This window comes from Nostoc sp. MG11, assembly GCF_014904695.1.
Lineage (GTDB): Bacteria > Cyanobacteriota > Cyanobacteriia > Cyanobacteriales > Nostocaceae > Komarekiella.
Map to the genome: position 1 here is coordinate 1 of NZ_JACXXN010000063.1, position 24,883 is coordinate 24,883.

At 47.6% G+C, this 24,883-nt stretch carries 28 protein-coding genes and 2 pseudogenes; 16 read left to right on the forward strand and 14 right to left on the reverse strand.

What is annotated here, in order from left to right; translation table 11 throughout:
* Positions 1–286 precede the first annotated feature (286 nt).
* Positions 287–511, forward strand: coding sequence for an SDR family oxidoreductase (locus tag HCR01_RS33615; protein WP_413774004.1), 225 nt, complete (start codon positions 287–289; stop codon positions 509–511).
* A gap of 196 nt (positions 512–707) precedes the next feature.
* Positions 708–1,730 (forward strand): hypothetical protein, encoded by a 1,023-nt coding sequence (locus HCR01_RS33620; RefSeq protein ID WP_193200281.1) that lies wholly within the window; start codon positions 708–710, stop codon positions 1,728–1,730.
* Between the two features lie 121 nt (positions 1,731–1,851).
* Here HCR01_RS33620 and HCR01_RS33625 read toward each other — a convergent pair whose 3' ends face one another.
* Entirely contained in the window at positions 1,852–2,691 is an 840-nt protein-coding gene (locus HCR01_RS33625; RefSeq protein ID WP_193200282.1) for an AraC family transcriptional regulator, read from the reverse strand.
* A 161-nt stretch (positions 2,692–2,852) separates the two neighbouring features.
* Between HCR01_RS33625 and HCR01_RS33630 the strand changes: the two are divergent.
* The 4 genes and pseudogenes from HCR01_RS33630 to bla all read left to right on the forward strand — a co-directional run.
* Positions 2,853–3,707, forward strand: a pseudogene (locus HCR01_RS33630) (transposase); the annotation flags it as partial.
* A gap of 121 nt (positions 3,708–3,828) precedes the next feature.
* Entirely contained in the window at positions 3,829–4,584 is a 756-nt protein-coding gene (locus HCR01_RS33635) for an SDR family NAD(P)-dependent oxidoreductase (protein ID WP_193200283.1), read from the forward strand.
* Positions 4,585–4,617: 33 nt separating this feature from the next.
* A complete protein-coding gene (locus HCR01_RS33640; RefSeq protein ID WP_193200284.1) occupies positions 4,618–5,352 on the forward strand; it encodes an SDR family oxidoreductase in 735 nt (244 codons plus the stop codon).
* Positions 5,353–5,605: 253 nt separating this feature from the next.
* Complete coding sequence (bla, locus tag HCR01_RS33645; RefSeq protein WP_226889895.1) at positions 5,606–6,520, forward strand: class A beta-lactamase; 915 nt, start codon at positions 5,606–5,608, stop codon at positions 6,518–6,520.
* A 72-nt stretch (positions 6,521–6,592) separates the two neighbouring features.
* Here the strand turns inward: bla and HCR01_RS33650 are convergent, their stop codons facing one another.
* Positions 6,593–7,510, reverse strand: a complete 918-nt coding sequence (locus HCR01_RS33650; protein ID WP_193200286.1) for a LysR family transcriptional regulator — start codon at positions 7,508–7,510, stop codon at positions 6,593–6,595.
* A 126-nt stretch (positions 7,511–7,636) separates the two neighbouring features.
* Between HCR01_RS33650 and HCR01_RS33655 the strand changes: the two genes are divergently transcribed.
* Together HCR01_RS33655 and HCR01_RS33660 are read left to right on the forward strand one after the other, a co-directional pair.
* Positions 7,637–8,572 carry an NmrA/HSCARG family protein gene (locus tag HCR01_RS33655; protein WP_193200287.1) on the forward strand — a complete coding sequence of 312 codons (936 nt, stop codon included), beginning with the start codon at positions 7,637–7,639 and terminating at the stop codon, positions 8,570–8,572.
* Positions 8,573–8,586: 14 nt separating this feature from the next.
* Positions 8,587–9,507, forward strand: coding sequence for an NmrA family NAD(P)-binding protein (locus HCR01_RS33660; RefSeq protein ID WP_193200288.1), 921 nt, complete (start codon positions 8,587–8,589; stop codon positions 9,505–9,507).
* A 97-nt stretch (positions 9,508–9,604) separates the two neighbouring features.
* Here HCR01_RS33660 and HCR01_RS33665 read toward each other — a convergent pair whose 3' ends face one another.
* On the reverse strand, positions 9,605–10,726 hold the full coding sequence (locus HCR01_RS33665; RefSeq protein ID WP_193200289.1) for an RNA-guided endonuclease InsQ/TnpB family protein: 1,122 nt from the start codon (positions 10,724–10,726) through the stop codon (positions 9,605–9,607).
* Positions 10,727–10,866: 140 nt separating this feature from the next.
* On the opposite strand from HCR01_RS33665, the gene HCR01_RS33670 reads away from it, so the two are divergent.
* The 4 genes from HCR01_RS33670 (at position 10,867) to HCR01_RS33685 (ending at position 13,461) form a co-directional block, all read left to right on the forward strand.
* A complete protein-coding gene (locus HCR01_RS33670) occupies positions 10,867–11,094 on the forward strand; it encodes a hypothetical protein (RefSeq protein WP_193200290.1) in 228 nt (75 codons plus the stop codon).
* Positions 11,078–11,821, forward strand: coding sequence for an SDR family NAD(P)-dependent oxidoreductase (locus HCR01_RS33675; protein ID WP_193200291.1), 744 nt, complete (start codon positions 11,078–11,080; stop codon positions 11,819–11,821). Before HCR01_RS33670 ends, HCR01_RS33675 begins: the two co-directional genes overlap by 17 nt.
* Positions 11,822–11,934: 113 nt before the next feature.
* The gene (locus tag HCR01_RS33680) at positions 11,935–12,861 is read left to right on the forward strand and encodes an alpha/beta fold hydrolase (protein ID WP_193200292.1); all 927 of its coding nucleotides are present in this window, start codon (positions 11,935–11,937) and stop codon (positions 12,859–12,861) included.
* A gap of 54 nt (positions 12,862–12,915) precedes the next feature.
* Positions 12,916–13,461, forward strand: coding sequence for a cupin domain-containing protein (locus tag HCR01_RS33685; RefSeq protein ID WP_193200293.1), 546 nt, complete (start codon positions 12,916–12,918; stop codon positions 13,459–13,461).
* A gap of 226 nt (positions 13,462–13,687) precedes the next feature.
* Here HCR01_RS33685 and HCR01_RS33690 read toward each other — a convergent pair whose 3' ends face one another.
* Complete coding sequence (locus HCR01_RS33690) at positions 13,688–13,828, reverse strand: hypothetical protein (RefSeq protein ID WP_193200294.1); 141 nt, start codon at positions 13,826–13,828, stop codon at positions 13,688–13,690.
* A gap of 16 nt (positions 13,829–13,844) precedes the next feature.
* Between HCR01_RS33690 and HCR01_RS33695 the strand changes: the two genes are divergently transcribed.
* Both HCR01_RS33695 and HCR01_RS41000 read left to right on the forward strand, forming a co-directional pair.
* On the forward strand, positions 13,845–14,894 hold the full coding sequence (locus HCR01_RS33695; RefSeq protein ID WP_193200295.1) for a methyltransferase: 1,050 nt from the start codon (positions 13,845–13,847) through the stop codon (positions 14,892–14,894).
* 212 nt (positions 14,895–15,106) lie between these two features.
* Positions 15,107–15,418: a ribosomal protein L7/L12 gene (locus tag HCR01_RS41000; protein WP_413774003.1), complete on the forward strand. Its 312-nt coding sequence runs from the start codon at positions 15,107–15,109 to the stop codon at positions 15,416–15,418.
* 28 nt (positions 15,419–15,446) lie between these two features.
* Here the strand turns inward: HCR01_RS41000 and HCR01_RS33700 are convergent, their stop codons facing one another.
* The 8 genes and pseudogenes from HCR01_RS33700 to HCR01_RS33735 all read right to left on the reverse strand — a co-directional run bounded on the left by HCR01_RS33700 (position 15,447) and on the right by HCR01_RS33735 (position 21,666).
* Entirely contained in the window at positions 15,447–16,349 is a 903-nt protein-coding gene (locus HCR01_RS33700; RefSeq protein WP_193200296.1) for a formylglycine-generating enzyme family protein, read from the reverse strand.
* Between the two features lie 200 nt (positions 16,350–16,549).
* Positions 16,550–16,726, reverse strand: a complete 177-nt coding sequence (locus HCR01_RS33705) for a hypothetical protein (RefSeq protein ID WP_193200297.1) — start codon at positions 16,724–16,726, stop codon at positions 16,550–16,552.
* Positions 16,727–16,996: 270 nt separating this feature from the next.
* A complete protein-coding gene (locus HCR01_RS33710; protein ID WP_193200298.1) occupies positions 16,997–18,364 on the reverse strand; it encodes a TrpB-like pyridoxal phosphate-dependent enzyme in 1,368 nt (455 codons plus the stop codon).
* 108 nt (positions 18,365–18,472) lie between these two features.
* Complete coding sequence (locus HCR01_RS39435) at positions 18,473–18,610, reverse strand: hypothetical protein (protein ID WP_226889896.1); 138 nt, start codon at positions 18,608–18,610, stop codon at positions 18,473–18,475.
* Between the two features lie 5 nt (positions 18,611–18,615).
* Complete coding sequence (locus HCR01_RS33720) at positions 18,616–19,896, reverse strand: glycosyltransferase (protein WP_193200299.1); 1,281 nt, start codon at positions 19,894–19,896, stop codon at positions 18,616–18,618.
* Positions 19,897–20,008: 112 nt separating this feature from the next.
* Positions 20,009–20,101: pseudogene (locus HCR01_RS33725) on the reverse strand (SDR family oxidoreductase); the annotation flags it as partial.
* Between the two features lie 26 nt (positions 20,102–20,127).
* Complete coding sequence (locus tag HCR01_RS33730; RefSeq protein WP_226889897.1) at positions 20,128–20,439, reverse strand: SDR family NAD(P)-dependent oxidoreductase; 312 nt, start codon at positions 20,437–20,439, stop codon at positions 20,128–20,130.
* Between the two features lie 330 nt (positions 20,440–20,769).
* Complete coding sequence (locus HCR01_RS33735; RefSeq protein ID WP_193200300.1) at positions 20,770–21,666, reverse strand: NAD(P)H-binding protein; 897 nt, start codon at positions 21,664–21,666, stop codon at positions 20,770–20,772.
* Positions 21,667–21,729: 63 nt separating this feature from the next.
* On the opposite strand from HCR01_RS33735, the gene HCR01_RS40275 reads away from it, so the two are divergent.
* Positions 21,730–21,852 carry a hypothetical protein gene (locus tag HCR01_RS40275; protein ID WP_264299976.1) on the forward strand — a complete coding sequence of 41 codons (123 nt, stop codon included), beginning with the start codon at positions 21,730–21,732 and terminating at the stop codon, positions 21,850–21,852.
* A gap of 125 nt (positions 21,853–21,977) precedes the next feature.
* Complete coding sequence (locus tag HCR01_RS33740) at positions 21,978–22,898, forward strand: AraC family transcriptional regulator (RefSeq protein WP_193200301.1); 921 nt, start codon at positions 21,978–21,980, stop codon at positions 22,896–22,898.
* Between the two features lie 278 nt (positions 22,899–23,176).
* Here the strand turns inward: HCR01_RS33740 and HCR01_RS33745 are convergent, their stop codons facing one another.
* Positions 23,177–23,413, reverse strand: a complete 237-nt coding sequence (locus tag HCR01_RS33745; RefSeq protein ID WP_193200302.1) for a hypothetical protein — start codon at positions 23,411–23,413, stop codon at positions 23,177–23,179.
* Positions 23,414–23,471: 58 nt separating this feature from the next.
* The gene (locus HCR01_RS33750) at positions 23,472–24,401 is read right to left on the reverse strand and encodes an AraC family transcriptional regulator (protein WP_193200303.1); all 930 of its coding nucleotides are present in this window, start codon (positions 24,399–24,401) and stop codon (positions 23,472–23,474) included.
* Positions 24,402–24,883: the final 482 nt, after the last annotated feature.

Consider the following 24,883-nt stretch of genomic DNA (forward strand, 5'->3'; position numbering starts at 1 on the left):
TTGGCAATCGCCTGGCTCATACCATTACCCCGCTTTCTAGCATTAAAAGCTGTAGCCCTTATTCTGCATAGCTTAGAGCTTTTCTTAGTGCCATTCGCTCATGGGTAATGCGGTATCCCACGAAAGTGCCTTTTTGTTGGAATGGGCGATTTTCAGTTGATCAGCTCTTAAATATGGGTTACAGGTTTGTCTAAAGTTCACACTGTGTTGAACCGCATAACCTGGGCTTGCTCAGATCCTCCTGTTTTCTACCAACTGGTTTTGACCACACCCTGCCAAGCAGGGCATTCGGATTAATGCGGTGAATCCTGGAAGCATTGCGACTGAGGGTTTTGATCGTATGTTGAAGAAAGCGGGCATCACGGCTGACGATCTTACAGCTATGGTGCCGATGGGTCGCATTGCTCAAGCAGAAGAAGTCACTCAAGCAGTTGTCTTTCTCTGCTCTGATGCTGCTAGCTATATCACTGGACAACCTTTAGCGATCGATGGTGGAATCACAGTGGGCTAAACCGCGATCTGCCTTGGCAGATCTCTTTTTGCGATCGCAGTTCTGAATAGATAGTTTCTAAACAATTTTCTGGAATGACATCGAAATAGGTTCACTATCGCTGAAAGAAGCACCATAGGAATCTAGAAGAAATTGAGTGTTGGAAATCATTACACTCAAGTAAATGCAACTAGTTTTATAACAAGAGGTAAAAATTATGATGCTTGAAAATAAGGTGGCTTTAGGACAGGTACTTTTCGCCGGAGGAGCGGGCTTCGTAGGGCGCACTGCCGTCAGGTGGTTCCGCGAGAGGCACCCCAGCGTTCGAGTGCTCGTCGGAGGACGAAACCTGCAAGCGGCAGGCGAAATCGCCCAGGAGGTGGGAGCTGCCGAAGCCGTTGCCATAGATATCGAAAAGCCCCGCTTGGGCCTCGGTGACGACGTCGCCGTAGCTGCTGTGGTCATGTTGGCTCCCGAAGCCGGACTCAAAGGACTGAGCTACGCGCAGGACTTGGGCGTCCCTTACCTGAACATCAACACTGGCTTCACCGAACTTGGCCCCGAGTTGGCGATGTTCGCGCATCGTGCGATCGCAGCACCCGTCGTGCTCGCCAGTCACTGGATGGCCGGTGCGGCCGTGTTTCTGGCACTGAACAGCGCCAAAGGCTTCGAGAGCGTCCAATCCATCAGGCTCGGCGCAATCGTCGACGAGAAGGATCCAGTCGGTCCAGCGGCGCTCGAAGACATGGAGCGGGTGCACGGGGCTGCTCCCGCCGCTCTGGTATTCGAGGGTGGGCGGCGCGTATGGCTGTCCGGCGACGCCGCAAAGGGCAAGGTCGAATCAGTCGATGGTCGATCGCTCGATGCCACCGCATTTTCCACGTTCGATACCGCGAGTCTCCATGCCGCCACTGGGGCGCCGGATGTACGCTTCGACCTGGTGAATGGTGAATCGTCCAGCCGCCGCCGGGGCGGTGAGGCGGCGACCGAGATCGTCGTCGAGATCGAGGGCGAGGCCGATGGTCGAGCGAAGCGTTCGCGATCGATGCTGGAGTTCAAGTACGGCACAGCCTCACTCACGGGTCTGAGCGTCGTTCTTTCTCTCGCGTCGGTATTGGGACTGAACGACCGTTCTCCTGCCCGCCCTGGGCTTTACCTACCCGAACTACTCTCGGATAGCAAATGGTTCCTGGATGAACTCCGCAGTGCGGGAGCGACTATCTACGAAGACTCTAAGTAACCTCTTCGACCAGATGGCCAGCGCTCGGCTTATAGATGCAAAAGCTGTTCTACGCTGAGACAGCTATGCTTAACGAGTCGATGCTAGCGCGGGGAGAAGCTATGCGCCCACTTCGCGCTGTTCAGCCATTCTCGCAATCGATAACCAGTAAACCAGTATGGGAACCCCGATTGATTGGTCGTCGATCTCGGTACGCCAGATGCGCTGCTAGCGATCGCACCAGACGGTACAGCAACAGACATGGCAAAAGAAAATGGGATGTCACTTGCTTAAAATGGTTATGGAAAGAGGAAGGCGACATACTGGCTTGCTCAGCGAGATCGGCAACGCGCATTGGTTTGGCAAAATCCCCCTTGATGGTTTGAATCACTGGTGCAATTCGCTGCATGTTGCTACCCGATGTCGCAATCTGACGAACTGCTTCACTTTGTTCGCCGATTAACAAGCGGTAGTAGATTTCGCGAATCATCATCGGAGCCAGGATCGGAATATCCTGGGGTGTATCCAATAGCCGGGTCAGTCGCAGCGCACAATCGAGCAATGATACGTCGGCGGTGCTGACGAAAAAGCCTCGAACCGAAGTTTCTTTTTTATCCGCGATCTCAGTGGGATGGATAGCAATAATCTTACAAAGTTCGCGCGGATCAAGATCCAGCTTGAATCCTAAAAAGGGGCGATCGGGGGTCGCTTCGATAATAAAGCCGGTAATCGGTTGATCGACTGAAACGACCAAATATTGCGCCTCACCATACCGATAGATTTCCTCACCCAGCGCCGCACCTTTTTTACCCTGAACCACGATCGCCAGCATCGGAGTGCTGACTCCATGCAGCATCCTGCCAGTCAAAGATTCACGACCAAATCCCAGCGGCGCAATACTCGTTTGGTGAAAACCATCCCCCTTGCCATCGGTGCAGCAGTTAATCAAAACAGCTAGTTCTCGACATTGATCGGCGATCATTGGTGACAAGTTAAGGAAAAGGAGAAATTGTCAAGCGTGGTATTTGCAGTGGTCAAGAATTGTGTAAAACTCACTCTAGACAAGTGATTGAGCGATTGTGACCAGCCATGACCACCAGCTGAAAAACCAATCGAGACCACGGTAAAAAGAAACAACGACCACTGGTGGAAGACGAAGTAATAGCCGAGCAATTAGAAAGATTACTGACACCAGCCATTACAAATCAAGAAAATTACTACCGAAAATTAGGATTCAGAGAACGGATACTAAATTTACCGTTAATGATGGCAGCGGTGTTAACCCTGTTGTGGAGAGACGTAGCAGGAGTAAGAGAACTGACAAGAATGTTAGCCGGAGACGGTTTTCTGTGTTTTAATCCCACAAAAGTTAGTCAGCAAGCTGTATCACAGAGATTTTTGACATTTCCATCGGAATTATTTGAAAAAGTATTTAAAGATTTATTGCCTAGTTTGAGAACAGCTTGGCACAGTAGAAATAAACGTCAATTACCAGAAAGTATTCAATTTACATTATTAAAATTCGAGAAAATTTGGATAGTAGATGGCTCAACATTGGAGGCATTGTTTAGGAAATTACACAGCTTAGAAGAGACTCAAAGAAGACAATTAGCAGGAAAGATGAGTACAATCATTGATTTAATGACCAGATTACCTGTAGAGATTTGGTTTGAAGAAAATCCCAAGGCGGCTGACACTAAACTGGAAGAAAATATCCTCAATTTAGTCACTTCAAAGACTTTATTCTTATTGGATAGAGGGTTTTATCAATTTAATTTTTGGCATCAATTAATCGAGAAGAAAGTTGATTTTATTACGAGAATAAAAAAAGGAGCAGCAATCAAGGTAGAACAGGTATTTACAGATAGCTATGGAATCAGGGATAGAAAAATACATCTGGGTTCTGGCACAAAAAAGACTCCATCTATCACTTTATGTTTGATTGAAGTGCGGTCAGGAAAAACATGGCATTCCTATTTAACTAGCGTGTTAGACCCTAACCAGCCCAGGATCGCAATCTGGAGGATTAGGCAATAAACGACGAGGTTTGTGTATTGAGAATCCCTGTTTGCACACATACGATGAATGTATTCAAACAACTCAATAGAAGGACAAGACAATGACCAAAATCGCATTGGTAACCGGAGCGAGCCGAGGACTGGGCAAAAGTACCGCTTTGAATCTGGCTAAAAAAGGGGTTGATGTCATCGTCACTTACCATCGCAACGCCGAGGAAGCAAAAAACGTCGTTGCAGAAATTGAACAGCTTGGCGCTAAAGCTATAGCACTGCAACTGGATGCAGCAGACATGAAAACCTTTGACGGTTTTGTCGGACAAATTCAGCAGTCACTTCAGGATCGATGGCAGACTGATCGCTTTGACTTTCTCGTTAATAATGCTGGGACGGGTGTGTATGCATCGTTTGCCGACACGACCGAGGAAGATTTTGATCATTTGATGAATATTCACGTCAAGGGCGTTTTCTTTCTCACCCAAAAACTGCTCCCATTCATGAATGATGGCGGACGGATTGTCAATCTTTCATCGGGTCTGGCTCGTTTTGCACTACCTGGTTATGCTGCCTATGGAATGATGAAGGGTGCGATCGAGGTATTAACTCGCTACCTGGCAAAAGAACTGGGAGCCAGACAAATCGCCGTCAATACAGTCGCTCCTGGCGCGATCGCAACTGATTTCAGCGGTGGTGCAGTGCGGGATAATCCCGACATCAATCAATTCCTCGCCTCACAAACCGCATTGGGGCGAGTCGGTCTTCCTGATGATATTGGCGGCGCGATCGCATCACTCCTATCTGAAGACAACAAATGGGTGAATGCTCAGAGAATTGAAGTCTCCGGCGGTCAGTCGATTTAATTCAAACTCAATTCAACAGTCGGAAAAACAACTATGTTAAATGTGGAAAACAAAGTGATTGCCATCACGGGAGCCAGTAGCGGCATTGGTGAAGCCTGCGCCAAGTTGTTGGCTCAAAACGGGGCAAAAGTTGTTTTGGGCGCACGCCGTACAGAAAAGCTAGAAAAGATTGTGAAAAATATCTGCTCATCTGGTGGGATCGCCGAATTCAAAGCCGTGGATGTCACTGATCGCCAGGATATGAAAGCATTCATTCACTTTGCTAAAGAGAAATTCGCTCGCATTGATGTCATTTTCAACAATGCAGGCGTGATGCCTCTGTCCCTGATGAGCGCACTAAAAGTTGACGAGTGGGACAAGATGATTAACGTCAATATCAATGGTGTTCTGAATGGCATTGCTGCGGGACTGCCCATCATGGAAGCACAAGGCGGCGGCCAGTTTATCAATACCGCCTCGATCGCTGCCCATTGGGTAGGACCCACAAGCGCCGTTTATTCTGCGACAAAATATGCGGTTTGGGCAATATCGGACGGTCTGCGGCAGGAGTCGAAAAACATCCGCGTGACGATCATCTCTCCTGGCGTAGTGGAAACTGAACTGGGTTCTGATATCTCAGATCAGGCATCAAAAGGCTTTTTGCAAGAACTCCGCAAAACTGCGCTAACACCGGATGCGATCGCCAGAGCCGTCTTATATGCGGTGGCTCAACCGGAGGATGTTGATGTCAATGAAATCATTGTTCGTCCGACTGCCAGCGCGTTTTAAGTCTTTCTTCAGGAATTCTATGTTCCCTGAAGGATACCAGCGAAGTCAAGAGCGAATAGGGTTTCCATGATGATCCTGACTAAAGAACGTTTCAAAGAGCGTAGGCGGATGAGGTAGTTCATTAAAATCTCGTAAAGTCCGAAATTTCTACAATTAGCTATCGTAGCTGTAGACTGTTCACAACTTCCGTTCAAGGTACATGATTCAAAGAACGATTAAAAAATCTAGGCTTTGCACAATTTGCTTATTTTTGATGACTGTTAGTTGCACAAACATTAACGCTAGTAACAGAGAAAACATCTTAAGCAGCCAACCCAATGTACTGAATAAGAACACAACATCTAGCACCAATCCCAGAACTGAATTAAGCGGTCAGATTGAACAGATTTCTCAGGCTGCTCAAGGGCGTGTTGGGGTTACAGCTACGGTGCTAGAAACCGGAGAATCAGTGACTCTGAATGGAAATCAGCGGTTTCCGATGCAAAGCGTTTACAAGTTCCCGATCGCCATGTCTGTTCTGGCGAAAGTCGATCAAGGAGAACTAAAGCTAGACCAGAAGATTCGGGTTGAAATAAGCGATATCGTCCAGGGTAGTCGGATTCTAGACGAAAAATCGCCAGGAGTGGAATTAAGACTGGATGAACTATTGAAGTACATGGTTTCTGAAAGTGATAATACAGCGTGTGACGTGCTGCTACGACTCGTCGGTGAACCTAAGATTGTCACGAACTACGTGCGTCGTCTGGGTGTAAATGACATTATTGTTGCGAACACGGAGAAGGAGCTAGCGCAAGACGTAGCAGTCCAGTATCGTAACGATGCAACGCCTGATGCAACCGTCGTTTTATTACGTTCTTTCCATGAAGGAAAAGGGCTTTCAAAATCTAGTCAAGCGTTACTTCAGCGATGGATGACAGAGACATCTACAGGTTTAAAGCGCCTCAAAGGACGATTGCCTGATGGGACAGTTGTGGCACACAAAACTGGAACTTCAGCTACTGTAAACGGAGTAACGGCTGCAACCAATGATGTGGGACTCGTGACGCTTCCGAATGGGCGACATTTGGCGATCGCAGTCTTTGTTTCAGATTCGACGGCTGATACTGCGATCCGCGAAGAAGTGATCGCAAAAGTGGTGCGAGCGGTATGGGATGAATGGAGCAAATAAGCACATAACATCTACGCAACTGAGCAAACCGAAAAAGTATTTGCGACACAACTTAGCAGAGCGGCAGGTGATTCAATCTACAACATCGGCTCGTTTTAATACAGCTATCAACGCTGTCATAAACTCAACAAAAACGCGAACTTTAGCCGAGAGATAGCGTTTCTGCGGATACAGCACCGCGATCGGTAATCCAACTTGAGGTGCATAGGATTGAAGAATCGGTTGCAGGTGTCCGAGCGCGATCGCGTTTGCGGCAATGAATTTAGGCAGTTGAACCACACCCGCTCCTTGAATCACCGCCTCTAAAATAACTTCCGAGTTATCAAATCGCAGATAACTGTTCACAGCAAGGTCGATCTCCTTGCCGTCTTGTTCAAACTTCCAGGTCGGCTCTTGTCGGCTCTGGGGATAGATAAAGTTGACAGTGCGATGCTGCAATAGCTCTGTGGGCGTTGTGGGCATACCATTCTGAGCAAGATACTGCGGTGAGGCACAGGTGATATACCGTGCAGTTGCTAGGTAGTGCATAATCAAACTGCTATCGCTGCTCAGTCCAATTCGCACCGTCGCGTCAATACCTTCTTCAACGAGATCGATTAAGCGATCGTTAAAGGAAACATTCAGCTTTAACTCAGGATATTGTGTGGCAAATTGCAACAGAGCCGGAGCGATATGTAGTTTGCCAAACGCAAAACTCAGATCAATTCGCAAGGTTCCGGTAGGTAAAGATTGCGATCGTTTGACTTCGAGTTCGGCTTCTTCCAAATCGTTGAGAATTTGCTGAACGCGTTGATAAAATCGGTTGCCATCTTCGGTCAGCGTCAAGCTGCGAGTCGTCCGCCCAAGCAAACGCACGCCTAAGTCATCTTCTAAGCGCAGTACAGCTCGACTCACGGCGGAGGGAGCCATACCTAACTGCCTTGCTGCCTCGGAAAAGCTGCCACATTGAGCGGAGCGCATAAAAATCATCAGGCTTTTCAGCTTATCCATTGGGGCAACCGTGTCTTTGAATATTTTGCATAAGTGTTTTGAATTTTAACTACTTTTTCTATCTTCTAGTACAAGTTATTGTCTAGATAAGTTGAAACCGAGAATATAAACAGGACAGGAATAGTCATGACACATAACCCTAGTGCAGAACAACTGGTCTTAGTTACCGGAGCAACGGGCAATCAAGGTGGTGCGATCGCCCATCAGCTTCTCCAGCGCGGCAAATTTAAGGTTCGTGCAATGGTTCGCGATCAAAATAAGCCTACCGCCCAGGCTCTACAACTTGCGGGTGCAGAACTTGTACAAGCAGATTTCAACGATCGCACTTCACTTGATCGCGCCTTGCAAGGCGTTTACGGCGTTTTCTCAATGCAGGACTTCAGAGAAGGCGCGGAAGTAGAAATCCGTCACGGCAAGGCTATAGCAGATGCAGCTTCATCGGCGGGAATTGAGCATTTTGTCTACAGTTCGGTAGGGAGCGCCGAACGCAACACTGGTATTCCGCATTTCGACAGCAAGTTCCAAGTCGAAGAGTATGTTCGATCAATCGAGCTACCCTACACGATTTTGCGTCCGGTGTTCTTTTTTTACAATTACAACATGATGCGATCGATGGTTGAAAACGGAACGCTTTTCCAGCCGCTAAGTCCCGAAACGAAATTGCAGCAGCTTTCTGAAAAAGACTACGGGGCAATGGTTGCTGAGGTGTTTGAGCGACCCGCAAACTTCATGAAGCGCGAAATTGAAGTTGCCAGTGTGGACATGACTATGACAGAAATTGCTGCCGCGTTCAGCCATGTCTTGGGCAAATCTGTCAACTACCAACAAATTCCGTTTGAAGCCTTCGAGCAGCAAGCCGGGGAAGAAGTAACTATCATGTATCGCTGGTTTGAGAAGGTCGGCTACATCGCAAACTTTGCAGAGTTGAAACGCGATTTTTCCGCACCGAGTGACTTTGAATCCTACTTGCGCGATTCTTCGGAGTTTGGCGGAGCTAATCGCAACTGGACAAAGCCAACCGCAGTCGGATCTGGTATCGAGACGAAAGTGGCAGCGACTTAAAAGGAATAAACAATATGTCAGCACTAACATTAGACACGACTCCCACGATTCTCGCCGTCGGTGCCGCAGGACATTTCGCCAGTCTCGTTGTGCCTGAACTCGCCAAACGAGGCGCAAAAGTCCGCGGGCTGATTCGGCATACAGAGCAGAGCTACCAAGTGATCAAAAACGGCGCGGCGGAGGTTGCTATTGGTGACATAACCGACCGGGCGAGCCTGGACGCGGCGCTCAAGGGTGTGGACTCGGTTTTCTACATCTCGCCAGCCGCTATGCCCAATGAAGTCGAGGTTAGCAAAAGCGTGGTGAATGCTGCAAAGCAGGCTGGTGTACGCCGGTTTGTTTTCTCGTCCCTGATTCACCCCATTATCGGCGCAATGGTTCACCATATCGACAAGGTACCGATCGAGGAAGCGATCATTGCCTCCGACATGGAGTTTACGTTTCTGCACCCGGCTATGTTCTTCCAAAATGTCACGGCGGCTCAGCTTGCAGATATAGCGAAAGGCGCGGTCTTTCAACAACCCTGGTCGATCGAGACCCGCTTCAGCAGGGTTGACTATCGCGACGTGGCTGAGGTCGCGGCAATTGCGCTAATGGAAGACAGGCTCAACTACGGAACCTTCGAGCTGTGTGCCGAGGGCCATCTTACTGGAAAAGACGTGGCGGCGCTGATGGGCGAGGTGCTGGGAAAGAAGATCGAGGCGGTTAAGGTCAACCCAGAAAAGCCTGCGGATCTCTCCAAAGACACTGGCGACAAAAAGCAGACATCGCCGATGCAATCGATGTTTGACTGGTACGACCACCACGGTCTGGTGGGAAACTCACTGATCCTCCGAGCCATTCTTGATCGCGAGCCTCGGACGCTGCGAGCTTACTTCGAGGAACTTGCTGCCAAACCAGATGAAATCGCATCCGCTGCTCTGTCAAACGGATAAATAAGGTAATGACTTAGAGTTTGGACATCAAAGCGTTTACTGAAAGAAAACAGGTTTGAAGTCAACAACCGCACCCACGAGGGGATGCGGCTTGTTCCTAGCCGAAGTTATCGGCTGAAACAATAGGCGCATTGACTGACGCCCTAAGTTTGAGAAAGTCATCACGAATATTTATCGAGGCGTTGTAGTCAGCATGGCACTCAAATCCGCACTTTTTACACCGAAACTCAGACTGAGTGGGGCGATTACCTCGCTCAATATGTCCGCATTGGCTGCATTTTTGGGAGGTGTAACGTGGGTCAACAAACCCGATTTTTACGCCTTTAGCTTCAGCTTTGTAGGTGACAAATGCTTGAAATTGAGCAAAACCCCATCCATGCAGTCTACGACGAGTAGCCCTTTTCATCTTGGCTCTACCGCGAATATTCGTGAGGTCTTCAAAAACCAACGTTGCACCAGACTCGACAGATTGAACCAAGAGCTTACTCAGTACATGGTCACAATCTTTTCTGAAACGTTTCTGACGACCAGACAGCTTTTTCAAATGCCGCTTGGCGCTTTTTGTGCCTTTAGATTGGAGTCTACGACGCAACTCAAATGTTCTATCTTCTACCTGTTTCCAATGGTCAGAGCCATATTTATTCCTATTGCTATCAACGGCAGGGGTGGCGATACCCAAATCTACTCCAACAACCTGAGTTGTCGGGTCAGCCTTCGGAGTATCCGTCTCCATGACAATGTGCAACCACCAGCGTCCTTTACGGTCGCAAATTAGGTCAGCGCTGGTGTTTTTCCAGATCAGGTATTGACGGTAATGCTCAGTCACCTCGAAGGACAGCTTTATCCGTCCCCCAATGGCGAGGATCGTCACTTCCTGACGGTCAAACCAGATTGTATAAGACCGAGCATCGTATCGAATTGGGCAATGCTTAGACACTGGACAGTTAACAGACGCGCCTTTTTTCTTGAGGACTTTAGCCGATTTCAGGGCTTCAGTTCCCTTAACCCTAGCGGCGCAAACCAACTGAGAAGGCAGATTAGTAATAGCGCGATGTTCGTAGTAGGTTGCTTTATGCAGCTCTACCCCATTTGCCAAGTTGTTTTCCCATCCGTACTCACAGACAGCATTAAACGACCAAGTGTACTGCTCAATCGTTTGAGAGAGAGCTTGACTTGCTTGGTTGTCTGGCTGAAGTTGCAGGCGAATGGTTCTTTGCATACAGATATTATACATTCATATATAGAGCATATTATCTGTAGAAAGCAAAGATTATTTGGCTGTTTCGGGGGCTCACCCCCCCGAAACAGCCCTGCTATCCCGCCGCACCCACAAGGGACGCTGTTTCTCGCACGAAGATTATGAAATTAAACGGGAGAATTGCAGTTGTAACTGGGGCAAGTCGAGGTATTGGGAAAGCGATAACTTCGTTAAGCTTCTCTACGAGACGCTGCGCGAACGCTAACGCCACCCGACTGGCAAGCGAAGGGGCGACAGTTGCCATCAACTATCGCCAGAATGCTGAAGTCGCTGATGCACTGGTTTCTGAGCTAAACAGCAAGGGGTTCAAAGATGCGATTCTCAAATAAGTTTGTAATTGTGACGGGTGCTGCTGGCGGTATTGGTAGTGCGATCGTGCGCCGCTTCCTGTCTGAGGGCGCAAACGTGTGTGCAGTCGATAACCGGACAGACGCACTCAATCAATTGGTAGTCGATCTCAGCTCGCCAGATGCGTTGCTAGCGATCGAGGCAGATGTCAGTAGCGAAGAAAGTTGCTACAGTCTCTCCGCTAAGGTAGAACAGACGTGGGGTACAGTCGATATTCTAGTTAATAATGCGGGGAAATTCCCTGCCACTCCATTTGAGAATATTTCGTATGCCGAGTGGCGCGAAGTTTGTGCGATCAATCTCGATGGCCCCTTCTTAGTCACGCGGGCGATTCTGCCGTCACTCAAACAGAGTAAAGCCGGAAGGATTATTAATACGAGTTCTGGAAGTATTTTTGCCGGAACGCCCGACCAATGCCACTACGTGACGGCAAAGGCAGGCGTAATTGGGTTCACCAGATCGCTGGCGAATGTACTCGGAGAATACAACATCACTGTCAATGCGATTACTCCGGGACTAACGGACACACCACCGATCCTCGCGCTTTTTCCGGCCAGCATACTCGACCAGCAGGCACAGGCAAGAGCAATAAAGCGACGAGAAACTGCCGCAGATCTGGTTGGGACGGTACTATTTCTTGCTTCAGATGATGCAGCATTTATCACAGGTCAGACGATTAACGTCGATGGTGGCAACAACTTTGTCTAGTGTGGAGCATCGACCCGACTAGAAGCAGACTTTGGCTGTTTAACTCAACTTTTAAGATTTGCTATTACATATTCGTTACACACGGTAACGAGTGAATTCATCACAGCAGTTTTATGATATCCAACCGATCAAATGTCCTAACACCGGGTTTTGTCAGCGAGACGATCAACATTGATGGAGTCAACATCCACTACAAAATCGGCGGTGACCCTAACGGTCAACCCGTTCTACTCTGGCACGGCTTTCTTAGTACTGGCTACGCATGGCGGAAGGTAATGTCTGCACTAGCACAAGCTGGGTATGCAGTACTCGTACCAGATATGCGCGGCTACGGGGACTCCGACAAGCCAGTCGGAACCAAGGGCTATGATGCCCGCGCCCTCGCCGAGGAGTTCCGCGCCCTTGTCTTGAAGATCGGCTTTGGGGCAGGGCGGCCACTTACGCTGGTCGCTCACGATATGGGCGCGCCGCCAGCTCTTATTTGGGCTAGCGATCGCCCAGAGGAGATCGCGGGACTGCTATACATTGAGGCACCCGTAATGCTATCCGAGATCCTTACCAAGATTATCGCCTATACGCCTGAAGCGATGAAAGAAGGCTCGATGTGGTGGTGGATTCTCCCACTCGCACCCGACGTGCCCGAACGTCTGGTCGTCGGTAACGAGCGTGCCTTTTTGACTTGGTTCTACGAGCGCGCCACATTTGATCGCAACTCCATTGAGCCGGAAACTGTAGATGAAATTCTGCGAACTTTCTCCAGTCGAGAAGGCGTACTCGGCGCGATGGGTGTCTACCGGGCGGCATTTGTCACCATCGAACAGACAGCACCGCTGGCAGAGGGCAACAAGATTAAAGTACCCGTCGTGGCACTCGGCGGCGAAAAGGGAATGGGTGGCAAAGTCGGCGAGATGGTGAGCATGGTCGCCGAGACTGTTGATCAGAACGTTCTCCCAAATTGTGGGCACTTCATTCCCGAAGAATGCCCGGACGAAATCGTGCGCCAGATCGTGGCGATGACCAACAAAGTTTCCAAACAATGACTTCAAGCTCGAAATAACTCCGAATATCCAAATACTAATAACAGGAACAACCCAATGAACACTCACTCAATTACTTCTCAACCCATCTCATCAATGCCGTCCGACGATCTGCAACGCAATGCAAAGGTCGTGCGACCGAACGAAGATCGGAACTTGCTTCACCTCGGAGTAGTGGGAGATACCTACACGATTCTGGTAACGGGTGCCGATACCGATGGTCGCTATTGCCTGATCGATATGTATGTCCCCCCAGGAGGTGGTCCTCCTCCCCATCGCCATGATTTCGAGGAGTCGTTTACCATTCTAGAGGGTGAAGTGGAGGTGACTTTTCGCGGCGAGAAATCGATCGCGCGAACTGGCGATACCCTGAACATCCCGTCCAATGCACCGCATCAGTTCCACAATGCCTCGGAGCAACCCGCGCGGTTACTATGCGTCTGTTCGCCAGCCGGACAGGACGAGTTCTTCATGGAAATCGGCATTCCTGTCGCTACCCGGACGACAGCACCCCCAAAGCTCGACGAGGCTGCACAGGCGGAGTTCATGGCGAAATCCGAAGCCCTCGCTCCAAAATACCGAACGGAGATATTGAAACCGTAACGGACAACTCTTAACAGGGACTGCGTATGGTGGGGGTCTAAAGCCCCCCACCAACGCGCTCCACTAATTTTCAATATAGTGGGGGACTCAGACCCTCTGCTGCAAGCTTAGAAGCCAACAGGAAACAGTTCGTTCCTCCCTGTTCCCTGTTCCCTGTTCCCTTCTTGTTGAAAAGTTCGTAGCCGTCGATCGTCTGTCAGCTTTAGGTAAAGTGCTGATCACACCTCTAGACAACACCAAGAATGTCTAACTGTGGCACATAAGCCTCCCGCTTTTGCGATTCACAGCAACTCGTGTGAAGTTCCATATTATCCTTCCACTGACAGCCATCGATATAAACGCAAATATCAATGCCAACAACACTCATACAGGATAATTAGATTATGAGTAATACAGCCGATCCATCTCGTATTCTCGAAATTGGCTTTGGTTTTTTGAGTTCTAAGGTACTACTCACCGCCACTAAGCTAGAAGTGTTTACGATTCTAGGCGTTGGACTAGGCTCTGCTGTGGAGAATCGATCGATGACAGGTGCAGAGTTAGGAGCCGCGCTCGATTTTCACCCACGCGGAATTTACGACTTTTTTGATTGTCTGGTCGCGCTAGGCTTCTTATACCGAGAAGGCAGTGGTACGAGCGGACGTTATCGTAATACTGAAGCCACTGCCCAATTTTTAGATAAAAACCAACCTGGATACATGGGCGGTATCCTCGAAATGTCTAACGATCGCTTTTTTAAATTCTGGAACGATCTGGAGCCAGCACTCAAGACAGGTAAACCGCAGAACGAGACTAATCACGGTCAAAAGCCTTTGTTCGAGACACTCTATGCAGATCCTGCTCTACTAGAACAGTATGTCAATGGGATATCGAGTTTCTCGCGGGGGCATTCTCAAGCCTTTGCCGCCAAGTTCGATTTTTCTAATTATCAAACGCTGTGTGATGTTGGTGGTTCGGCGGGATTGCTGTGTGAGCTGGTGGCTAAACAACACCCACACATCCAATGCCTGACTTTCGATCTGCCGCCACTCGAACTGATTGCTAAAAAGGCGATCGCTCGAGCCGGATTGACCGACCGAATTCGAGTTATCTCTGGGGACTTTTTTAATGAAGCATTACCCAAAGCAGATGTAATTACGATGGGGCTGATTCTACACGATTGGAATCTTGAAAAGAAGAAGCATCTGATTCGCCTAGCTTATGAAGCATTATCCGAACACGGTGCTTTTATAGCGATCGAAAACATCATTGATGACGATCGCCGCGAAAATACTTTTGGACTAATGTCATCGTTGACGATCTTGCTTGAAACTGGCGATGGCTTTGATTTTACGGGTGCTGACTTTTGGAATTGGTGTCAAGAAGCTGGATTCAAGCGTTACGAAGTGCTGCATCTAGTAGGCCCTTGTAGTGCTGCGATCGCCTATAAATAGCGTTAGCTTGATCGCTGACTATTCCGATGTTTAGCAAAAATACCAGAAGTGTTGAACACAGAATTATAACCCACATTCCGCACTTCAGAAGGTAGCATAAATATTACACAATTACTCTCTGCACACCAATTGCAGAGAGTCGGTTGATTTAGCCAAATCCTTACAAGGGATGAAGCGGTTTATTCAGCGTCAGAGCGCTTCAGGAAAAGATCATGTCAAAGTTCCAGATTCGTGTCATCTCGATCGGGTCGAAGGAAGCCCCATGTGTTAAAGCGATCCGTCTTGTTACCAATCTTGGGGCATTCGATTCTGCACTAGTGTCTGTCTACCTCCGCGACCACGCTCCCTGCGTCTTAGTGGCTGGGGTCAGCGGCGAGGTTGCTGAACATGCCGCTAATTTGCTCCGCGAGGCTGGGGCGGAGGTCGTGGTTGAAGCGTCAAGCATAGAGGCACCGATAGTTTTGCGTCCGCAAGCCGATCAGCGATACCGATGGCATTGGTTCAGCGGTCCTACCTCAATCTAAGGTGTCTAAAGAGGAATAGGGTAAAGGATTACAGAGTCCTGGAAATCTCACAAACAACGCGAAAACCGATATCGCCGTAGCGGATGTCGGGGGGACGGAGGTGGCGACTCGCAGAACGGCAACGACGCGGAAAGCTATTACAACAACCGCCCCGCCCAACTGCATTATCATCACCCTTAGATATCCAAGCACTTCCGTCAGCGGGTGCGCCTTCATAGTTACCATGCCAAAGATCTAAACACCATTGCAACAGATTCCCATGCATATCGGACAAGCCAAAGGCATTCGGTGGAAAAGCATCTACTGGGGTTATGTCGTCACGGTAGATACCTTTTGGACCTCGATCGTAGGAACCCGAAAAGAACCATTGCTCATTTGCATTTCCAGCATCAGTCCCTCGGTAATTGGCTAAATCGGTAGTAATTGTCTTCCCAAAATAAAAAGGGGTTTCAGTTCCAGCCCGACAAGCATATTCCCATTCTGCCTCCGTCGGTAGTCGATAATCTCGTCCTGTCTCGCGCGATAAGCGTTGACAGAATTCAATAGCTTCCTCCCAAGTCACTGATCCTACGGGTAGATTATCGTCTTGGAATCCAGAGGGATTAGGGTCTAGTTCTCGCTCTACTGGTAAAGTATTTGCGATCGACTGCCATTGCGCTTCGGTGACTGGATATTTCCCCATAAAAAATGGTTGTATGGTTACTTGGTGTTGAGGACTTTCGTCTTCATCTCGCTCGTGTTCTGAATCTGGCGAACCCATCATAAAGTTACCGCCGGGTATCGCTACCATTTCCAACCCAATTTCATCTGCCAAGGGTTCACGAAAGGCAAATGCCCGACCCTGCTTTCGTTCCACAACCTGCCCTTGTTCATCAACCTGTACAGTTTCAAACTCAAAGGGATACTGGTCGTTAACTTTAATAGAGAACATAAGATTGAAACTCCTTTAGCATAGCGATTTTTAGTGTTACTAATTTGCCGCCATGTTTCGTCAATTGGTAGTCTCGATTGAGCTATATCAATAATCAATCATCTTGAGCATTTCAGATAACGCTCTTATCCCAATCAGATATTTTTACTGAATTCGGTCAATACAATTGGGATCATGTTCACTTTTGGTGATCGAGATTTTCAACCCACTCCGAAATTCAGTGCTTGTGTGAGAGGAATTCGCGATCGCAACTTCGCTTCCCCAAAAGTGGACGTGAGCTTGTAATTGTCGTGCCACAGCAGACTTAACCAGAAGACCAGAGCCGCCGTGAACAGAGCAATCAAGTCATCGACAAGTTGTCGAGTGGCGCAGGACAACCAGTGATTGTAACAATTCAGGAACTTATCGCGCAAGTCGGTCAGCAGTTCGTCGGGGACAACCAGCACAGTCTCCTTGGCGACTAGCATTAATATGTGTAATGCAGTATTTAAACATTTAATGAGCGATGTCTACGACAAGCCGCTAAGAGCGTCTACGCATTATTCAACTTATTCAACTGCAATCCCCAGTTCTAAAAACCAACTTCAACTTTAACTTTAGTCTTGTTCCCTACAGCTAACCCACCACGACCACGATCTGCTATGTAGTCAAACTTCACTAACTACAGGCAACCCAGCCAGTGCCATTGCAATTTCTTGATTGCTGTATTCAGTATCGCGCAATAATCCGGCTTGGTAATCCATATACGCTTGCATATCGAAGTGACCGTGACCGCACAAGTTGAATAGAATAGTCTTACTAGTACCTTCTTCTTTGCAGCGCAATGCCTCATCAATCGCACCCTTCACTGCATGATTGGCTTCAGGAGCAGGCAAAATCCCTTCAGCGCGGGCAAAGGTAAGACCAGCTGCAAAACAGTCAAGTTGTCCATAAGCTTTTGGCTCAATCAAACCTAAATCAACAACATGACTGAGAAGTGGTGCCATACCATGATACCGTAACCCCCCTGCATGAATGCCTTGGGGGATAAAAGAGCTACCAAGGGTATGCATTTTTACTAAGGGTGTGAGATGTGCCGTATCACCAAAGTCATAAGCGTATTTACCCTGGGTCAATGTTGGGCAAGCTACTGGTTCTGTGGCAACAAATTTGATATCCGCGCCCTCGCCTCGTAGCTTTTTACCCATAAACGGGAAAGCGATGCCAGCAAAGTTACTACCACCACCCGTACAACCAACAATAATATCGGGATAATCACCTGCTTGCTCGAACTGTGCGAGTGCTTCAATACCAATTACAGTTTGATGCAGTAATACGTGATTTAGCACGCTGCCGAGCGCGTATTTTGTCTGGTCGTCCTGTACGGCAACTTCTACAGCTTCGCTAATAGCGATACCCAAACTGCCAGTGCTATCGGGATTTTCTTTAAGAATTTTGCGTCCTGATTCGGTTTCATTACTAGGGCTTGCGATTACCGATGCACCATAGGATTCCATAAACGCACGGCGATAGGGTTTTTGGTGATAGCTAACTTTCACCATATAAACCACTACTTCCAAACCAAAAAAAGCACCAGCTACAGCTAGTGAAGAACCCCATTGCCCCGCACCAGTTTCCGTAATTAAGCGTTTTGTACCCGCAATCTTGTTGTAATAAGCTTGGGGAATCGCAGTGTTCGGTTTATGACTCCCAGCCGGACTAGTGCCTTCGTATTTGTAATAAATTTTTGCAGGAGTATCAAGAGCTTTTTCTAGCCGCCGCGCTCGGTACAGTGGAGTTGGTCGCCACTGTCGGTAAATTGCTCGCACTTCGTCTGGAATTTCAATCCAGCGTTCGATACTAACTTCTTGTTTAATTAATTCTTCGGGAAAAAGCGGTTCCAGGTCAGCCCCCGTAATTAGCGCTCTCGTACCGGGGTTCAGTACTGCTGGCATAGGAGCGGGTAAATCTGCTTGGATGTTATACCAAGCAGTAGGCATCTGGCTTTCATTAAGCGTGTACTTGATAGTGTCCATCTTTTAAAAGCTATAGAAATGGCGCAGTCAGTATATCCTTATTTTCGACAGTAGTTAATAGGAGAGCGATTTTTTTCGGGGGAGATGGGCAACAAAGAAGCAGGAGCGTTAAACATTAATCATCCCAAAGACCTTGAAACTGGTTTGCTCCCAGCGCAAAGATGCCACCTCTACCACTCGCAATCCGTGACGATAGCAAAGCAAAATTAAGGTTGAGTCTCGGTGAGCAAGGTAGTTTAATATCATTATTGCTATTGTTGAGCCAATACTGGCTGACCTGTCTGCGCCACCTGCTCTACAATATCCGCCGCTCGACTCACTCCCCCAGCACGGCGAATCGCCGCTTGTAACCTCACGGCATTCTCTTTATAACTATCTTCAGTTAACACCCGCTCAACCGCTTCACGTAGTCTTGATGCGCTTAATTTAGCGAGGGGTACCACTTCTCCTGTACCTGTCCAAGCAATCCGCGTTGCCACCCCTGGTTGCTCGTGAGTAATGGGAATCGCCACCATCGGCACCCCATTACTCAAAGATTCTAGAGCGGTATTCATGCCCGCATGAGTGATGGTCAAAGTCGCTCGTTGCAGCAATTCTAACTGAGGCGCATAGCCCACAATGAGAGGGATACCGGGTAACTCCGGCAGAGACTCTGGACTACTGCCGCCACCCAAAGCAATGACTAACTGAGCATCCAACCCCACACACGCCTGAGCAATAGTTTCAAACACCCTGCTCCTCAGGCGGTTTTGCAAAGTTCCCATTGAGGCGTAAATCAGCGGCTTCCCGGTTAACTTTTCAAACGGGAAAGGAGTAGATTTTCGACTCGCAGGATCGTGATAAGGCCCATTGAAATGGAAGCACTGAGGCAAATGCTGCCGAGGAAATTCAAATTCAGCAGGTTGTTGGCAGATCTGGGCAAGTTGAGAAAAAGCATCATCTGGATGAAAGTGGGGGGGCAACTTCCATTCTCGACGATACTCAGTGACTACTTCTAGGATCGACTGACTAATGCGCCACATCAACTTATTAGCGTATTGGTTGCGGAGTTTCGCCCACCAAGCTGGGTTATAAGACCAATTTGTAATAATCGGTGGAACACCCGGTTCTTGATTGAGCATCAGGGCGCAGCACACGCTGATAAAGGGCAACTTCAAAAAATCTGCAACCGTACTGCCGCCATATGAAGTTTGATCTACAAGTAGTACCTCAACACCTGCGGCTGCGATCGCTTGTGGAGCCTCCCGCAGCAGCATTGCTGTCAATTGCTGGAACAGAGAGATGGTATATTTAGAGCCAGCTAACCCACTCAATTTCCCCATTTTGGCAAAAGATGCGTCTGATGCTCCAGTGGCAAATTCTTCCTCGCCAATTGCCCAGAATTCCAGTCCGGCCGCTAAGGTTTTGGGTTGAGCGTCGAGAACTCCGAATAGGGTAACGCGATGACCACGCCGTTTAAGTTCGTGTCCCAATGTGGTCATTGGATTGAGATGACCAGTCATGGCAACACAGAGTAGTCCAAAATGAGTCATGTACGGCTCCTAAATCTAGATAACAAATGCGATCATCAATGCAACTAAACCTATGTCCTCGTGCGCGTTGGCAAAGCCTCTACCTTGTGTTGAAAGCGTTGGTGTGACCAAATTAAGTTGCTGTGTATCCGCCATCAATTACTAGTGACTGACCAGTGATGTAGCTGGCAGCATCAGAACACAAGAACATCCCCGCACGTTGATCGCCATCAGGTTGTCGAAGTGTTCGATTTAATGTTCATGTAGTGGCTTTATCGGTGATTCGATGCCAGCGTTGTTGAAGGCAAGATCCAGTCTGCCATACTTTTCGACTGTTTTCTGAATCAGTGTCTGGACATTTGTTTCATTCAATACGTCCGATCGCACGAATAAGCATTCAACACCAGACTGACGAATTAAATTAGCGGTGTCTTCACCTTCTTGCTCTCGTCTGCCCGAAAACACCACCTTTGCACCTGCGACACCCATTGCTAAGGCAGTTACTTTACCAATTCCCGAAGTTCCGCCCGTAACTAAGGCAACTTTATTTTCAAGTACCTTCATAGCTGTTTCCTTGTTAGTGATTTCAAAGAATTATTGATCTGATGAAGTCCACCTGTTTAGTCGGTTAGAGAACTACCCACGTTGTATCTCCCTTGATTGTTAATCCCTCATAAATGTGAGGCGATGCCAATAGTCCGTGCGATATCAGTTCTTATACACAGGAATACTGTCCATCCGTATATTCAGCCATTGCCAGCATAGTTCGGATAATGCCCATACTCTAGGAAGCGGTTTGTTAGGCGGCTGTTTAAGACTTTTAAACCAGTCACGCTCATCTTGCACCCCGATCATGAATAAACATCGCTTGCAAGAACAATTATTTAAAGACAATCAACCTTTTTGAAAAGCAGCAGCAAATTCCTTTGCAAAATCTGTCATCTTTACTTTTCCCATAACGGTTGGTTTATTGCGGTAATAATCCTCTAAAAATATGCCGCTATGAACCCCAGCATACATTTCAACCAAACCTGCCGCAATATTTGGGTTGATCCCTGCCGCTTCTAAACCACTTTGCATTTGTTCACTAGGAATAATAATCCATTTCAAATCAGGCTTTCCAATCGCTGCACCTAAAATAGCGGCAGTTTCGTTGCCCGTAAGTTCCTCACTTGCTACATACCGCACTTTGCTGCCAATAAGCGGTGTTTCAAGTTCTTCAGCAATGGCAGCAGCAATATCTATGGGGGAAACCCATACATCCTTGTCATCTGCACCGTAGTTTGCCGCAATAACGCCCTGGTTTTGTATCATTTCTACATAGCCATATAAATTGTAGTAGAAAGCAACGGGGCGCATGAACGTGATGGCAACATCTGACAGATTATTCATGATACCTTCTCCTCTATGATGACCGATAATGATACCTGAACCTTTCTCTAAATGAGCACCAACGCTACTGAGGTAAACCACACGCTTCACGCCCGACTGTTGAACGGCTTGGGCATAGTTATTGGCGATTCTTTGATAATACGCCAATAGGTCAAGGTTCTGATCGAAGTAGTTGTTTGGCGGAATCATACAATACGCAGCATCTGCACCAGTAAAAGTGGCTGTAAGAAAACCAACGTCTTCCAGTGAGCCGATGGCTGCGGTGGCACCCAGAGCTTCAATGTCTTTTTGATTTTCGGGCTTGCTGCTGATAACCGTCACCGTATGACCTTTTTGCACTAACTCCTTTGTCAGTGGCTTGCTGATGTTTCCGAGCGAACCTGTTACTAGAACTTTCATAGATGAGCCTTTTTATTTTTATTTCAGTAGTGCCGGAAGCGTGACCGGGAAACAATTTGCGGCATGGGTGACCGCCTCGCGCCATTACAGACGAACGCGCAACGGCTAGACGCAATGACCAACGCGATTTCAGTTATTGCTTTAGCCTCTGAACACTTGATTCGGATGTATTCACCTTATGACTAATAGCAAGAGTTTTAAATACACAAACCTCCCCATTTATTGCCTAATCCTCCAGATTGAGATTTTAAGACCGTAAGAAAATGTTCTACAATGCCCAAAGGACGATGATTGAATGAGGCAAAAACGCTGTGACAATCGAAACAATTGCTGATCGATGCAGAAAACTAGCGGCACTCATAACTCGCCATACCAGTGGCAAAGCCGATGGGCTTCATCCAACGGAGATCGATCAACTAGATTTTGCGCGGGAGTCTTCTGTTGCGACCTCGCTACATGGAGTCGTTGAACCGATGCTCGTGATCGTCGTTCAGGGCAAAAAAGCAGCCTTGCTGGGTGAGGAAACCTATTATTATGGCGCGGCTCAATATCTGGTTATTTCGATCGATTTGCCGATTAGCGGATTTATTGTTGAGGCGACAGCAGAGCAACCGTATTTAGCATTTAAGTTGAATCTCGATCCGCTTCAACTCTATGACATTATTGCCGCCGAACCCAATATGCGGGTGAATAACAAAGAAACTTCTGTCAGAGGTTTCTTCGTCAGCACTGCTGAGGTTTCGTTGCTTGATTGCGCCCTCAGACTGACACGGCTGTTGGATACACCGCGAGACATCCGGATTCTGGCACCCATGATCGTTCGCGAGATTCATTATCGGCTTTTGATCGGCGAACAAAGTGAAGCCGTTCGTCAGATTGCGACATCGGGTAGCAATATGCATCGTATTGCATCGGTGCTCACACGGATTAAGACTGATTTTACCGAACCGCTGCGCGTGGAGGATCTAGCAAAGCAAGCCAGAATGTCTCCTTCCTCGTTTCATCACCATTTTAAGCAAGTGACATCGATGAGTCCGTTGAACTATCAGAAGCAATTGAGACTATTAGAAGCGCGTCGCCTGATGATGGTCGAAAAATCTACTGCGGCAAATGCTGCTGATCGGGTGGGCTACGAAAGTCCCTCACAGTTCAGCCGTGAATACGCTAGGATGTTTGGCGCACCGCCAATTAAGCATATTGATCGTTTACTCTCAACTGGCCAAGTTAATTGACATTTAATATAGCTATCCCTACAACTAAATGAGGTCTACTTGCTCGATGATATGCGGCTAGATTGCAGTAGTTGGTCATCAAGGCATTACATGGTATCAGTGGGTCATATTAGTATTTCTCTAAATTTATAGTGTTTTCAAAGAGCTAGAAACCAGGGTGAATTTTCTTATTCGGATGTGTTTGTCCTATGGCTAATAGCAAGAGTTTTAAATACACAAAACTCGCCGTTGATTGCCTAATCCTCCAGTTTGAGATTTACAAACCATAAGAAAATGTTCTACAATGCCCAAAAGAAGATGATTGAATGAGGAAAAAGTGCTATAACAATCGAAACAATTGCTGATCGATAGGCGATCGCACTAAACAATGTACAAAAAGCGATCGCCATCCCACTTTGAGAAGGTACGGCCTGCACCAAATTCTCTAGTAAAAAAGGCAGCTGAACTGGAATTAGATAAAAGGCAATTTGACTGAGTAATGAGCGAACTGGGAGTGATAATTTGAGGATTGTCAAGTTGCTTTGCTCCAATTCGTAATTACTAATGACGCTCTTCCGTCGCTAACGTAATTCGTCACATTGCTCGAACTATGCGCGAACGTTTAATATCCCCGATTGGAGGCGCACCAAACAGACGGGAATATTCACGGCTGAACTGTGAGGCACTTTCATACCCTACCCGATAAGCAGCACTGGACGCATCGGAATCTTCAGTAAGCATCAGGCGACGCGCTTCTAATAGTCTCAATTGCTTTTGATATTGCAACGGACTCATTGAGGTCACTGCTTTGAAGTGGTAATGGAAAGAGGAAGCAGACATACTGGCGTGCCGAGCGAGATCCTCAACCCGCATCAGTTTTGTAAAATTAGCCTTAATGAGTTTGATGGCTTCAGCGATGCGCTGCATCGTGCTACCCGATGTGGCAATTTGGCGCACTGCTTCGCCTTGTTCACCCATCAGAAGTCGATAGTAGATTTCGCGGACAATCATCGGTGCTAGGATCGGGATATCCTGCGGCGTATCCAAGAGCCGGGTTAGTTTGAGCGCGCAATCGAGCAACGGTGCATCAGCATTGCTGACGAATAAGCCTTTGACAGAGTTTTCTTTGTTACTAGCGATCGCCTGAGTCTCTGCGAGAATATCACACAGTTGGCGTAAGTCTAATTTCAGTTTAAAGGCTAAATAGGGCTGTTCTGGAGTCGCCTCGACAACAAATGCGCTCAGTGGCAGATCGACTGAGATCACCAGATATTGAGCTACACCATAAGGATAGGTTTCTTCCCCTAACAATACTGTTTTTTTGCCTTGAACGATAATGACCAAGAGAGGTTCGCAGACATGGTGTAGTGGTGTGGAAACAAAAGATTCTCGTCTAAATTCCAGCTTGTTAATCGCGGTTGGATGAGAACCATTCCCCTGATCATTGGTGTGCCGAGTTATTAATGCCGCCAATTTTTCACACTCATTGTCGAGTGCGCGGTGGTTAACGATCTCAATCGCCATGCTAGTTCTTCAACTCATTTGAGGATTGTCTCAATCAGCATAGCGCAACTTCATCAATTCATAAAATCTTGTTTGGAGGATTAGGCAATTAAAGGCGAGGTTTAGGTATTGAAAACCCTATTTATGACTCATATTATGAGCATATCTAACTACAAATTAAGTAGTGATATTACGACGCACAAGCGCTTTTTTAATGGCACTTATGACTCGATCCATAGTTTTCGGAAACTAATGACCTATAACCACTAGGATAACTACAAAAAGATGAAGATTCTACAACCAGCTCAGTCTGAGGTGATTGAGATGTTACACCAAACGTTAGCGACTACTGTAGATTTGAAAACTTACATTAAGCAGGTGCAATGGAATCAAGACATAAATTTTTACGTAAGGATTCAGGTGGCAGAGTATTGACAAGAGGACACTTCAGGGGGAGTATCACAAATATGAACCAAAACCTGCCTCAAGATATAGACCGAGAA

What these genes read in the sequence shown, in the direction of transcription:
- HCR01_RS40275 (WP_264299976.1), top strand. Translation starts at nt 21,730, where the DNA reads ATGGGTGACCGCCTCGCGCCATTACAGACGAACGCGCAACGGCTAGAC.
- HCR01_RS33620 (WP_193200281.1), top strand. Translation starts at nt 708, where the DNA reads ATGATGCTTGAAAATAAGGTGGCTTTAGGACAGGTACTTTTCGCCGGA.
- HCR01_RS41000 (WP_413774003.1), top strand. Translation starts at nt 15,107, where the DNA reads ATGTCAAAGTTCCAGATTCGTGTCATCTCGATCGGGTCGAAGGAAGCC.
- HCR01_RS33720 (WP_193200299.1), bottom strand. Translation starts at nt 19,896, where the DNA reads ATGACTCATTTTGGACTACTCTGTGTTGCCATGACTGGTCATCTCAAT.
- HCR01_RS33735 (WP_193200300.1), bottom strand. Translation starts at nt 21,666, where the DNA reads ATGAAAGTTCTAGTAACAGGTTCGCTCGGAAACATCAGCAAGCCACTG.
- HCR01_RS33665 (WP_193200289.1), bottom strand. Translation starts at nt 10,726, where the DNA reads ATGCAAAGAACCATTCGCCTGCAACTTCAGCCAGACAACCAAGCAAGT.
- HCR01_RS33730 (WP_226889897.1), bottom strand. Translation starts at nt 20,439, where the DNA reads ATGAAGGTACTTGAAAATAAAGTTGCCTTAGTTACGGGCGGAACTTCG.
- HCR01_RS33750 (WP_193200303.1), bottom strand. Translation starts at nt 24,401, where the DNA reads ATGGCGATTGAGATCGTTAACCACCGCGCACTCGACAATGAGTGTGAA.
- HCR01_RS33670 (WP_193200290.1), top strand. Translation starts at nt 10,867, where the DNA reads ATGAAATTAAACGGGAGAATTGCAGTTGTAACTGGGGCAAGTCGAGGT.
- HCR01_RS33625 (WP_193200282.1), bottom strand. Translation starts at nt 2,691, where the DNA reads ATGATCGCCGATCAATGTCGAGAACTAGCTGTTTTGATTAACTGCTGC.
- HCR01_RS33695 (WP_193200295.1), top strand. Translation starts at nt 13,845, where the DNA reads ATGAGTAATACAGCCGATCCATCTCGTATTCTCGAAATTGGCTTTGGT.
- HCR01_RS33660 (WP_193200288.1), top strand. Translation starts at nt 8,587, where the DNA reads ATGTCAGCACTAACATTAGACACGACTCCCACGATTCTCGCCGTCGGT.
- HCR01_RS33655 (WP_193200287.1), top strand. Translation starts at nt 7,637, where the DNA reads ATGACACATAACCCTAGTGCAGAACAACTGGTCTTAGTTACCGGAGCA.
- HCR01_RS39435 (WP_226889896.1), bottom strand. Translation starts at nt 18,610, where the DNA reads ATGATATTAAACTACCTTGCTCACCGAGACTCAACCTTAATTTTGCTT.
- HCR01_RS33700 (WP_193200296.1), bottom strand. Translation starts at nt 16,349, where the DNA reads ATGTTCTCTATTAAAGTTAACGACCAGTATCCCTTTGAGTTTGAAACT.
- HCR01_RS33685 (WP_193200293.1), top strand. Translation starts at nt 12,916, where the DNA reads ATGAACACTCACTCAATTACTTCTCAACCCATCTCATCAATGCCGTCC.
- HCR01_RS33675 (WP_193200291.1), top strand. Translation starts at nt 11,078, where the DNA reads ATGCGATTCTCAAATAAGTTTGTAATTGTGACGGGTGCTGCTGGCGGT.
- HCR01_RS33640 (WP_193200284.1), top strand. Translation starts at nt 4,618, where the DNA reads ATGTTAAATGTGGAAAACAAAGTGATTGCCATCACGGGAGCCAGTAGC.
- HCR01_RS33650 (WP_193200286.1), bottom strand. Translation starts at nt 7,510, where the DNA reads ATGGATAAGCTGAAAAGCCTGATGATTTTTATGCGCTCCGCTCAATGT.
- HCR01_RS33690 (WP_193200294.1), bottom strand. Translation starts at nt 13,828, where the DNA reads ATGAGTGTTGTTGGCATTGATATTTGCGTTTATATCGATGGCTGTCAG.
- HCR01_RS33680 (WP_193200292.1), top strand. Translation starts at nt 11,935, where the DNA reads ATGATATCCAACCGATCAAATGTCCTAACACCGGGTTTTGTCAGCGAG.
- bla (WP_226889895.1), top strand. Translation starts at nt 5,606, where the DNA reads ATGACTGTTAGTTGCACAAACATTAACGCTAGTAACAGAGAAAACATC.
- HCR01_RS33710 (WP_193200298.1), bottom strand. Translation starts at nt 18,364, where the DNA reads ATGGACACTATCAAGTACACGCTTAATGAAAGCCAGATGCCTACTGCT.
- HCR01_RS33635 (WP_193200283.1), top strand. Translation starts at nt 3,829, where the DNA reads ATGACCAAAATCGCATTGGTAACCGGAGCGAGCCGAGGACTGGGCAAA.